The 10,098-nt window shown below is 76.3% G+C and carries 12 protein-coding genes; 3 read left to right on the forward strand and 9 right to left on the reverse strand.

The window, feature by feature from the left end:
• Window positions 1-180: 180 nt before the first annotated feature.
• Window positions 181-969 carry an anti-sigma factor gene (locus tag GD970_RS12550; protein WP_152203244.1) on the reverse strand — a complete coding sequence of 263 codons (789 nt, stop codon included), beginning with the start codon at window positions 967-969 and terminating at the stop codon, window positions 181-183.
• Window positions 962-1,540, reverse strand: a complete 579-nt coding sequence (locus tag GD970_RS12555) for an RNA polymerase sigma factor (RefSeq protein WP_211489922.1) — start codon at window positions 1,538-1,540, stop codon at window positions 962-964. The genes GD970_RS12550 and GD970_RS12555 overlap by 8 nt, the downstream gene beginning before the upstream one ends.
• A 128-nt stretch (window positions 1,541-1,668) precedes the next feature.
• Here GD970_RS12555 and GD970_RS12560 point away from each other — a divergent pair, with 128 nt between their 5' ends.
• The 3 genes from GD970_RS12560 to GD970_RS12570 all read left to right on the forward strand — a co-directional run bounded on the left by GD970_RS12560 (window position 1,669) and on the right by GD970_RS12570 (window position 4,750).
• Window positions 1,669-2,229, forward strand: coding sequence for a COG4315 family predicted lipoprotein (locus tag GD970_RS12560; protein WP_152203246.1), 561 nt, complete (start codon window positions 1,669-1,671; stop codon window positions 2,227-2,229).
• Window positions 2,230-2,385: 156 nt separating this feature from the next.
• Window positions 2,386-3,849, forward strand: coding sequence for a glycoside hydrolase family 15 protein (locus GD970_RS12565; RefSeq protein ID WP_152203247.1), 1,464 nt, complete (start codon window positions 2,386-2,388; stop codon window positions 3,847-3,849).
• A 49-nt stretch (window positions 3,850-3,898) separates the two neighbouring features.
• Window positions 3,899-4,750, forward strand: coding sequence for an SGNH/GDSL hydrolase family protein (locus GD970_RS12570; RefSeq protein WP_152203248.1), 852 nt, complete (start codon window positions 3,899-3,901; stop codon window positions 4,748-4,750).
• Window positions 4,751-4,824: 74 nt separating this feature from the next.
• On the opposite strand, the gene GD970_RS12575 is transcribed toward GD970_RS12570, so the two are convergent.
• The 7 genes from GD970_RS12575 to GD970_RS12605 all read right to left on the reverse strand — a co-directional run.
• Window positions 4,825-5,322, reverse strand: coding sequence for a hypothetical protein (locus GD970_RS12575; RefSeq protein ID WP_152203249.1), 498 nt, complete (start codon window positions 5,320-5,322; stop codon window positions 4,825-4,827).
• The gene (locus tag GD970_RS12580; protein ID WP_152203250.1) at window positions 5,319-5,681 is read right to left on the reverse strand and encodes a response regulator; all 363 of its coding nucleotides are present in this window, start codon (window positions 5,679-5,681) and stop codon (window positions 5,319-5,321) included. The genes GD970_RS12575 and GD970_RS12580 overlap by 4 nt, the downstream gene beginning before the upstream one ends.
• A gap of 14 nt (window positions 5,682-5,695) precedes the next feature.
• Entirely contained in the window at window positions 5,696-6,163 is a 468-nt protein-coding gene (locus GD970_RS12585; RefSeq protein ID WP_152203251.1) for a chemotaxis protein CheX, read from the reverse strand.
• Complete coding sequence (locus GD970_RS12590; RefSeq protein ID WP_152203252.1) at window positions 6,160-6,549, reverse strand: response regulator; 390 nt, start codon at window positions 6,547-6,549, stop codon at window positions 6,160-6,162. Before GD970_RS12590 ends, GD970_RS12585 begins: the two co-directional genes overlap by 4 nt.
• Window positions 6,546-7,358 carry a CheR family methyltransferase gene (locus GD970_RS12595; protein WP_152203253.1) on the reverse strand — a complete coding sequence of 271 codons (813 nt, stop codon included), beginning with the start codon at window positions 7,356-7,358 and terminating at the stop codon, window positions 6,546-6,548. Before GD970_RS12595 ends, GD970_RS12590 begins: the two co-directional genes overlap by 4 nt.
• Window positions 7,355-8,464: a chemotaxis-specific protein-glutamate methyltransferase CheB gene (gene cheB, locus GD970_RS12600; protein WP_226925322.1), complete on the reverse strand. Its 1,110-nt coding sequence runs from the start codon at window positions 8,462-8,464 to the stop codon at window positions 7,355-7,357. The genes GD970_RS12595 and cheB overlap by 4 nt, the downstream gene beginning before the upstream one ends.
• Window position 8,465: 1 nt before the next feature.
• Window positions 8,466-10,098 (reverse strand): methyl-accepting chemotaxis protein (locus GD970_RS12605; RefSeq protein ID WP_319593463.1); only part of this gene is annotated, 1,633 nt, incomplete at its 5' end.

Here is a 10,098-nt window from a genome sequence, read left to right on the forward strand (position 1 = left end):
GGCGAGACGTCAACGTCCCGCGGGCACGTCGCGTTCCGCATGCCGGTCCCCGATGGCGCCATGGTCAGGAACGACGCCGAACCGGCCCTCCGGCGAGGCGCGGAACGCGACTCGGGACGGGGCGTGGCGCGGCTCGGGACGTGGCGGGAGCGCGCCGCCGTCGATCGGTCCCGCAGCACTCTAGAGCCGGGCGGACGCCCACACCTGCCCGGCCGGGGTGACCAGCTGCAGCTCGCCACCCGACGCCGGCGTCGGCATCACCCAGGTCGCCGCGTCATGGCCCAGCGTCCAGCGCCCCAGGGTCTCGCTGGTGCCGTCGTCGCGCACCAGGCGGCACTCGTAGGTCGCCCCCGGGCGTCCGGCGACGTCGAGGACCAGCACCGGGCCGCCGTCGTAGAAGGTCGTGGTGACACTTCCCACGCGGTCGCCGCCGGCGGTCAGCACCGGGGTCCCGGCCGAGACCTGCGCCGCGGGCTCCTCCCCCACGACGTTGGCGGTGACGACGGCGCCGAGCGCCGCGCCGGCCACCGCGGCGAGGGAGGCGACGAGCACCAGGGCGCGCCGCCGGGGCCGCCGGCGGGCGGCGGGCGGCCCCGTCAGGCCCGTCGGGCCCGTCGGGCCCGCGGGCATCTTCGTCGGGCCCGCAGCCCTCGGAGGACCGGCGGGCGCCGTCGCCGCACCGCTGGGCGCCGTCGTCGGATGGGCGAGCGCCGCCGCCGGGCCGCCGGACGTCGTCGTCGGCTCGGGCATCCCCATCGCGGCGAGAACCGCGCGGTCGAAGCCGGGCGGCGGGTCGGCGGCCGGGGCGGCCACGAGCACCCGGTCGACCCCGGCGGCGAGCTCGGCGTACTGGCTCCGGCAGGCCTCGCACGTGGTGAGGTGACGCAGCAGCGCGCCGCGGCGGGGCTCGCAGGCGTGGCCGAGCGCCAGGTCGAGGAGGCCGTCGGGGTCCGCGTGCCGGTCAGTCACGGTGGGCCTCCTCCAGCTGCTGGCGCACCCGGCGCAGCCCGGTGCGGATGCGGGTCTTCGCCGTCCCCAGCGGGATGCCCTCCAGGCGGCTGATCTCCAGCGCCGTGCACCCGCCGATGACGGCGAGCACCACCGCCCGCATCTGCTCGGGCGGCAGCTCGCGCAGCCGGCGGACCACCTGGTCGCGCTCGACGTTGCGCAGCGCGGTCTGCTCGGTGTCGGGCGCGCGCAGGGTCTCGGTGAGGATCTCCTCGAGCTCGGCACCCTCGGTCGGCGTCGCCCGGCGCATGCGGACGGCGTCGATGGCGGCGTTGCGGGTGATGGTCAGCAGCCAGGTGAGCACCGAGGCGCGGCGGACGTCGTAGCTGGCCGCGGCGCGCCAGGCCCGCACGAAGACCTCCTGGCTGACGTCCTCAGCCAGGGCGGCGTCGCGGGTGATCGACAGCGCCAGGCCGTAGACCGGGCGCTGGAAGCGGTGCACGAAGGCGGCGGCGGCCTGCGCGTCGTCGAGCGCCAGCCCGTCGACGAGCGCGGCGTCGGCGGCGCGGTCGGCGCGCGGGTACAGCTGCACGCCCGGTGGTACGGGCACGGGCAGCGGCGGGATTGCGGGCAATCCGGCGGCGCCGTCGGGACGTACCACTGCCGCGGGCGGGGGTCGCCGGGGTCTCCGCCACATCGGCTCGCCTCTCGGAGGGGATCATGCGCACACACATCGGGCTGCGGACGGCGGCGGCGGGGCTGTTCGGCGTCGCGCTGCTGGCGGGCTGCGGCGGGGGCGGCACCGGGGCGTCCACCACCGAGTCTGCCACCGGCGGGGCGACGGCGAGCGAGTCCCCGGGCGGCACCGCCTCGGGCGGGGCGTCCGGCTCGGGCACGGCCTCCGGCGAGGAGATCTCCACCGCGAGCACCAGCCTGGGCACGATCCTCGTCGACGAGGACGGCAAGACCCTGTACGTCTTCGCCCAGGACTCCCCGGGCAAGAGCACCTGCGAGGGCCAGTGCCTGGCGGCGTGGCCACCGGTGAAGGGCCCGGCGAAGGCCGGCAACGGTGCCGACGCCGCGCTCCTCGGCACGACCCAGCGCAGCGACGGCTCGACCCAGGTGACGTACAAGGACGCGCCGCTGTACTACTACGCCGCCGACCAGAAGCCCGGGGACACCACCGGCCAGGGCGTCGGCGGGGTCTGGTGGGTGGTCAGCCCGCAGGGGCAGCCGATCACCGGCAAGGCGCCGGCGTCGACGGGATCGTCGGGGTACTGACCCGGCCCGCGGGCATGCGTGCCCGGCACCGGCCGGCACAACCACCGGCCCCGCCGGCATCAGCACCGGCCGGCAAACGCACTGCCCCGGGCGCGGACGAGAACTTTTACGGACACCTGACGTTTACCGACGGGTCACGTTCAGTACCCTCGGCGGGTGACGTCCACGCTCGCCGCGCAGGCCGAGGCCCCCGCGCCCGCCCGCGCGGACCGCCCTCCGGTCCGGATCCGCCCCTACCGCCGCCGGCGCTGGCGCGGCTGGACGGCGGCCGCCCTCGTCTACGTCCTCGTCGCCGTGTGGTCGGTGCACCTCAAGGCGACCGAGTCCACCGAGGAGTTCGTGGACCTCTACCTCGACGGGATCCACCTGCAGGCCGACGGCACGGTCGCGGACGTGCCGGCGCGGCGGTCGGTGGAGTACCTGCCCGGCTCCCGGGTGCGCGCCGCCGACGGCGCCGACCCGGCCGCCCGCGCGCTCGCCGAGGAGCAGCGCGCCTGGCTGGCCGCGGGCACCGTGCCCGGCGCCGGCACGCCCTACGAGGAGCTCGTCGAGGGCGCCCTGCTCGACCTGCACACCCTGACCGGCGCCCGGTTCGACGTCGACGGCCGCACCATCACGGCGGCCCCGGGGGCCGCCGTCGCCGGCTGGACGGACCGGTGGCGCTACGTGTGGCCGCGCGACGCCTCCTTCGTGGCCGCCGCCCTGGCCGAGACCGGCCACACCGACGACGCCGTCGCCGTGCTCGGCTTCCTCCGCGACGTGCAGAGCGGCGAGGGCGGGTTCCAGGCCCGCTACCTCGCCGACGGCTCCGGCGTGCCGGACGGGCGCGGCATCCAGCTCGACGGCAACGGGTGGGCGGTGTGGTCCGTGGCCACCGTCCTCGACGCCATCGCCGACCCCGCCGCCCGGGCGGCGGCCTGGACCGAGCTGCGCCCGCTGGTGGACGGGTCGGTCGACCACATCCTCGCCCTCACCGCCCGGGCCCCGCACCTGCCCCCGGCCTCCGCGGACTACTGGGAGGTGCAGGAGGACGCCCTCACCCTCGGCACGGTCGCGCCGCTGCTGGCCGGGCTCGAGCACGGCGCCCGGATCTACGACGACGCCGGGCTGCCGGCCCGGGCCACTGCCGCCCGGGAGCGGGCCGCCCAGGTGCGGGCCGCCGTCGAGAAGGACTTCGGCGCCGCCGGGTACACCCGCTACGCCGGGACCGGCGGGCCGATGACCGCGCTGCTGGGCACCGACGGGCGGGACGCGGCGACGGCGATGCTGCTGCCGCCGTTCGTCGCCGAGCCGCCGGCCGGCGCCGAGAACGCGTGGCTCGCCTCCGCCGAGGAGATGGCGCGCCCGGCGGGCGGGCTGGCGCCGGGCGCGGGGTGGAAGCGCGACGGGATCTCCTGGACCCCCGAGACCACGCTGTACGCCCTCACCGCCGCCGCCACCGGCCACGACGCGCAGGCGCGGGCGTGGCTGGACTGGGTGGCGGCCCACCGCACCGGCTCCGGCGCCATCCCGGAGAAGGTGCTCGCCGGCGGTGCGCCGGCCGCCGTCGCGCCGCTGACGTGGTCGAGCGCGAACGTGATCCTCGCCGTCGCCGCCCTGGAGGACGCCGGGGCCCTCTGACGGCGCCGCCGCCGGGACGCGCCCCGGGTGCCGGAGGCATCATCGGGGGATGACCGTGCCGACCTCCTCCCCCACCGCCCAGCCCCCGGCCGTCCGGGCGACGCCGCCGTGGGGCCGGTTCGTGGCGCTGGGCGACTCGATGACCGAGGGCCTGTGGGACCTCGACCCCGCCGCGCCGGACACCCCGCGCGGGTGGGCGGACCTGCTCGCCCAGCGCCTCGCGGAGCGGCGCCACGCGCACGACGCCGGCGCCCTGGAGTACGCCAACCTCGCGGTGCGCGGCCGGCTGCTGGGCGAGATCGTCGACGAGCAGCTGCCGGCGGCGCTGGCGATGCGGCCGGACCTGGTCAGCCTGGTCGGCGGCGGCAACGACCTGCTCCGCCCCGGCGCCGACCCCGACCGCCTCGGCGCCCAGCTGGAGCGGGCCGTGGTCCGGGCCCGGGCGGCGGGCGCCGACGTCCTGCTCGCGACCGGCATGGACGCCCGGGCCACCCCGGTGATCCGCACGACCCGGTCGCGGGTGGCGGTCTTCAACGCGCACGTGTGGTCGATCGCCCGCCGCCACGGCGCCCACGTGCTGGACGTGTGGGGGCTGCGGGCGCTGCAGGACTGGCGGATGTGGGCCGAGGACCGCATCCACCTCACCACCGCCGGGCACGAGCGGGTCACGCAGGCGGCGCTGGTGGCGCTGGGCCTCGCGCCCGACGACGCTGCCTGGGAGGACCCCCTCGCGCCGCTGCCGCCGGTGGCCCGGGCGGCCCGGCTGCGCCAGGACCTGGGCTGGGTGCGCGAGTACGCCGGGCCCTGGGTGGGCCGGCGGCTGCGGCGCCGTTCCTCGGGCGACGCCCGGCCGCCCAAGCGGCCCGAGCTGGGGGTGGTCGTCCCGGCGGTGCGGGGCTGAGCCGCACTACTTGACGTCTCGCGCACTACTTGACGTCTCGCGCCCGACTTGACGTCTCGCGAGCCGGCGGGGGGTCAGGGGACGACGACGCCCACGCCGCCGTCGCCGTACCCGCGGATGCTCACCCCGGCGTCCATGCGCGGGCCGTAGCCGCGCAGCCAGGTGGCCACGTCGGCGGGCAGCAGCTCGGTCGGACCGTGCACCCGGTAGAGCCGCACGTGCGGGGCGTCGTCGGCGTTGAGCAGCGAGGCCATGACGTTGAGGATCTCCGCGACGTTCTCCATGAGCTGCTCGGGCAGGTACTGGTGGCCGATGGCCGCCTCGGCCGCGCGCGAGGGCAGCAGCGCCAGCGCCGCGCCGGCGCGGGCGGCCAGGGGCAGGTCGAGGGCGACCAGCGCGGCGGTGCGCAGGCCCTCGGTGGTGTACACGCCCACGACCACCCCGCCGAGGGTCGCCGGGGTGAGGGCGTCGATCGTGCCGGTGACCTCCACGTCCCGGCCCAGCATGGCGTGCAGCAGGTCGCGCACGTCCTTGATGCTCGGCAGCGGCGTCTGTCCCGCCAGCGCGCTCATCCCAGCACCGGCTCCAGCACGTCGCGGAAGGTCTCGGCGGTGAACGGCTTGGCGATGAGGAACGAGGCGCCGGACTCCTCGGCGAGCTGGCGCATCGGGCTCGAGCCCTCGGAGGTGACGAACCCGATCGGCATGACGGCGCCACCGGCCCGCAGGGTGCGCAGGACGTCCAGGCCGGAGAGCTCGGGCATGTTCCAGTCCAGCAGCACGAGGTCGAGCGGCTCGGCCTGGGCGATCTTCAGGGCCTCGGCGCCGTCGCCGGCCTCGAGGACCTCCCACCCGTCGTACCCCGCCTGGCGCAGCGCGCGGACGACGATGCGCCGCATGACCCGGCTGTCGTCGGCCACCAGCACCCTCATGTCACGTCCCCCGGTCATTCCCTCGTCAGCGCGAGCATCGAGACCACGATCTCGTCCCCGCGCCACTCCAGCGTCACATTCACACGGTGCTCCCCGGCGGGCGGCTCCTCGGCCACCTCGGGCAGCCCGAGGCGGCTGCCCGGCGGCAGCGTGACCTTGAGGTTCCCCCCGATCATGTTCGCCACCTCGCCGAAGGCGTCGGCCACCTCGGCGTCGTCCACGTCCTCCTCCGGCCCGCAGCCCGCGAGCGCGCGGGCCAGGCGCCGGGCGGTGCCGTGGCCCGCGGCGAGCACCACGCGTACAGGGTACGTTCCCGCGATGTCGACCCAGGCGTGCAGCCGGCTCCCGGACGGCGCCGCGGCCCCCTGCCGGGGGCGAAGGTGACCAGGCTCACCGTCGACCATGGTCGTGAAGACGTCCTCGGCCACGGCCAGCACGCTGGCCGCGCGCGCGTCCTCGATCGCGGTCCCCGCCGCGGTCATGCCCGTGCCTCCACCAGCCCGAGCAGGGCGATCTTCGCCCGCAGCTGCTCGGCGGTGAACGGCTTGACGAGGTACTCGTGGGCGCCGGCGGCCAGGGCGCGGACCACCTGGCTGTGCTCGCTCTCGGAGGTGATCATCATCATCGTCAGCGCCCGCCACTCGCGCCGGCGCCGGATGTGCCCGACGAGCTCGAGGCCGTCCATGACCGGCATGTTCCAGTCGATGCAGATCAGCTCGAACCCGTCGGGGCCCACCCCGTGCGCCTCGAGGAGGTCCAGCGCCTCGCGCCCGTGCCCGGCCTCGGTGGTGACCAGGCCGGCGTCGGTGAGCATGCCGGTGATGATGCGCCGCATCGCGCGCGAGTCGTCGGTGACCAGAGCCCTCATGCGGAACCTCCCGTGAGTCGGTAGATGGACGTGCCGGGGATCTTCACCCGGTCCCAGGCCGGATCGATGCCCAGCGGCGTCTCGGTCGTGCCGAGCACGAGGAAGCCGCCCGGGGCGAGGCAGCGGCGCAGCCGGCGCAGCACCACGGCACGCGCGGCCAGGTCGAAGTACATCAGCACGTGGCGCAGGAGGACGACGTCGAAGGTCCCCGCGTGCGCCGCCGGGCTCGGCTCGAGGAGGCTGTGCCGGCGCAGGTCCACCCGCTCGCGCACCCGCGCGGCCACCTGCCACTCGCCGGCGCGGGGGGTGAAGTACCGCGCCCAGGCCGAGCGGGGCAGCCCCCGGCCCATCTCCAGGGCGGTGTAGCGCCCGGCCCGGGCCCGCTCGAGCACGGTCGCGGAGACGTCGGTGGCGAGCACCGAGAAGGCGTCGGCGCCGGCGTCGAGCAGCGCCATGACGACCGAGTAGGGCTCCTGCCCGGTCGAGCAGCCGGCCGACCACACCCGCAGCGGCCCGCGGTCCGCCAGGGCCGGGAGCAGCTGCCCGGTGAGCGCGTCGAAGGTGGGCCGGTCACGGAACCAGGACGTCTCGGTGGTGACCAGCGCCTCGACGACGTCGCTGGCGGGGCGGGCGGAGCGGCGGAGCAGGTGGACGTACCGGTCCACCGCCCGGGCGCCGTCGATCCCGGCGGCGCGGGCGAGCGGGGCGAGGCGGGACTCGACGAGGTACTCCTTGCCGTCCAGCTCCACCGCGCTCTCGCGGCGCACCAGGTCGGCGACGAAGTCGAAGGACGCGGCGGACAGGCTCATCGGCGCGCCTCCGTCCGGCCCACGGCGCCGGCGGTGGCGATGACCCGCGCCAGGCGATCCAGGGGCAGCACGTCGTGCGCCAGCCCGGCCTCGGCCACCGCGCCGGGCATGCCCCACACCACCGAGCTCGCGGCGTCCTGGACGTGCACGGTGCCGCCGGCGGCGACGACGGCGGCCGCGCCGTCGCGCCCGTCGGTGCCCATACCGGTGAGGACGACCGCGTGCAGGGCGGGGCCGTAGACCTCCGCGGCGGAGGCGAAGAGGACGTCGACGGAGGGGCGGTAGAAGTTCACCGGCGGGTCGTCGCGCACCACCGCACGGACCAGGCCGCCGTCGGCGACGACGGCGAGGTGGTGGTCGCCGGGGGCGATGTAGGCCCGGCCCGGCTCGAGCGCCTCGCCGCCGGTGGCCTCGGCCACGCCCGTGGGCCCGACGCGGTCGAGCCGCCCGGCGAGCTGGCGGGTGAAGACGGCCGGCATGTGCTGGACGACGAGCAGGGGCACGGTGGGCGGCGCGGTCAGCGCCCCGAACAGCCGGGAGAGGGCCTCCGGGCCGCCGGTGGACGCGCCTAGCACGACGGCGCGGGCGGGCACCGGCTCGCGGCGCGGCGGCGCCGGGCGGGCCAGCTCCCGCGCCGGGCCGCCCAGGGCCAGGGCGTGGATGCGCGGGAGCAGCTCGGCGGTGAGGTGGCGCAGGGAGTCGTTGAGGCTGACGCTGCCGGTCGGCTTGGTGACGTAGTCGCTGGCGCCGGCCGCGAGGGCGTCCAGGGTGGCGGTGGCACCGTGCTCGGTGAGGGTGGAGAGCATGATCACCGGCACGTGCAGGCCGGCGCCACGCAGCGCCCGCACCGCGCCGATGCCGTCGAGCTGGGGCATCTCGACGTCCATCGTCACGACGTCCGGCAGCAGCTCGACCACCTGCGCCAGCGCGCTGCGCCCGTCCGCGGCCGTGCCCACCACCTCGACGCTGCGGTCCCGGCCGAGCGCGCCGGTGACCAGGCGGCGCATGACGGCGGAGTCGTCGACGACGAGCACCCTCACCCGGCGGCCGGGCGCGCCGGCGCTGCCGCGCCAGGGCGGCACGGCGGGTGGGCGGAGGGCGCTCACGTCAGTACCGGAACTGCGCCACGCGCGTGCGAAGGTCGTCCGACATCTTCGCCAGCTCGTCGATGGACGCGTTGATCTGGGTCATCGCCCCGTAGCCGGAGGCGGTGGTCTGGGCGACGTGGGCGATGTTCGCGGCGATCTCCTCCGACCCGGCCGCGACCTCCCCGACCCCGCGCAGCATCTCGTTGGTGGTGGCGGTCTGCTCCTCCACCGCCGAGGCGATGGTGAGCTGGTGGGCGCTGATGGAGGACACGATCGAGGAGATCTCCGCGATGGCGTCCACCGCGCCGGCGGAGTCGGTCTGGATCGCCTGGATGCGGCGGGCGATGTCCTCGGTGGCGCGGGCGGTCTCCTGGGCGAGCTCCTTGACCTCGCTGGCGACGACGGCGAAGCCCTTGCCCGCCTCCCCGGCCCGGGCGGCCTCGATGGTGGCGTTGAGCGCGAGCATGTTGGTCTGCTCGGCGATCGAGGTGATCACCCGCACGACGTTGCCGATCTCCTGCGAGGACGTCCCCAGCTTGGTCACGGTGTCGTTGGTCGAGGCGGCGACCTCGGTGGCGCGGGTGGCGACGTCGGCCGCCTCGTTGGCGTTGGTGGCGATCTCCCGGATGGAGGCGCCCATCTGCTCGGCACCGGCGGCGACGGTCTGGACGTTGTGGGAGACCTGCTCCGCGGCGGCCGCGGCGGTGCCCGCCTGCTCGCTGGTCTGCTCCGAGCCGGCGGCGAGCTGGCTGCCGGCGCTGGCGAGCGCCTGCGCGGCGGCGGCCACCGCGTTCGACGTGGCGGCGAGGTCTCCGACGAGGGTGCGCAGGCTCATCTGTGCGCGGGTGAGGCTGCGTGCCATCCGCCCGACCTCGTCCTCGCTGGTGACGTCGGCGCGGACGGTGAGGTCGCCGTCGGCGAGGGCGTCGACGGAGGCGCCGACCTTCCCCAGCGCGCCGCGGATGGACATGGCCAGGCGGTACCCGGCGACGAGGGCGAGGACGAGGGCGACGGCGGAGGTGCCCGCCAGGATCGCCATGCTCTGCAGGGCCCGGGCCCCCGCGTCCTCGGTGACCCGGGCGACGACGACGTCCATCTCCTGGCCCGCGGCGTTGAGGGCGGCGGTGTACTGCTGCGCCAGCTTCTCGCTCGTGTCCTCGTTGGTCCGCGAGTAGATCTCGCGCAGGCCGTTGGGCACGAGCGTCTCGTCGCGCAGGGTGCTCCACTGGCGCCACGCGTCGAGGAAGTCCTGCCAGTGCGCGGAGTTGCCGGCCTCGGTGGCGCTGTACCGGCTGATGGCGTGCTCGACGTCGCCGGTGACGCCGTTGAGCTCGGCGACGAGCTCGTCCTCCATCTGCTTGTTGGTGCGCGAGTCGATCTGCTCGACGAGCAGCCGCGAGCGCAGCGCCCCGTTCTCGACCACCTGGCGCGGCTCGACGACGTTGTTCTGCAGGTCGGCGAGGTAGGCGGTGTCGTTGGCCATGGCCCGCATGACGGTGGTGGCGTACACGGTGTTGCCCAGGACCACGATCGCGAGCAGGACGACGATGGTGAAGATCCGGGTGCGGATGGAGGTGAACCGGCGCCGGCCGCGGCGTGCCCGGGGCGGACGGCGGGGCCCGCGCCCGCCCGGCCCGCGCCCGCCCGGCTCG

The organism is Georgenia thermotolerans, from assembly GCF_009193185.1.
Classification (GTDB): domain Bacteria; phylum Actinomycetota; class Actinomycetes; order Actinomycetales; family Actinomycetaceae; genus Georgenia; species Georgenia thermotolerans.

Bases quoted from the DNA above. Each gene is read 5' to 3' on its own strand.
- GD970_RS12560 (WP_152203246.1), top strand. From the start codon at position 1,669: ATGCGCACACACATCGGGCTGCGGACGGCGGCGGCGGGGCTGTTCGGC.
- GD970_RS12570 (WP_152203248.1), top strand. From the start codon at position 3,899: ATGACCGTGCCGACCTCCTCCCCCACCGCCCAGCCCCCGGCCGTCCGG.
- GD970_RS12575 (WP_152203249.1), bottom strand. From the start codon at position 5,322: ATGAGCGCGCTGGCGGGACAGACGCCGCTGCCGAGCATCAAGGACGTG.
- GD970_RS12580 (WP_152203250.1), bottom strand. From the start codon at position 5,681: ATGAGGGTGCTGGTGGCCGACGACAGCCGGGTCATGCGGCGCATCGTC.
- GD970_RS12585 (WP_152203251.1), bottom strand. From the start codon at position 6,163: ATGACCGCGGCGGGGACCGCGATCGAGGACGCGCGCGCGGCCAGCGTG.
- GD970_RS12590 (WP_152203252.1), bottom strand. From the start codon at position 6,549: ATGAGGGCTCTGGTCACCGACGACTCGCGCGCGATGCGGCGCATCATC.
- GD970_RS12595 (WP_152203253.1), bottom strand. From the start codon at position 7,358: ATGAGCCTGTCCGCCGCGTCCTTCGACTTCGTCGCCGACCTGGTGCGC.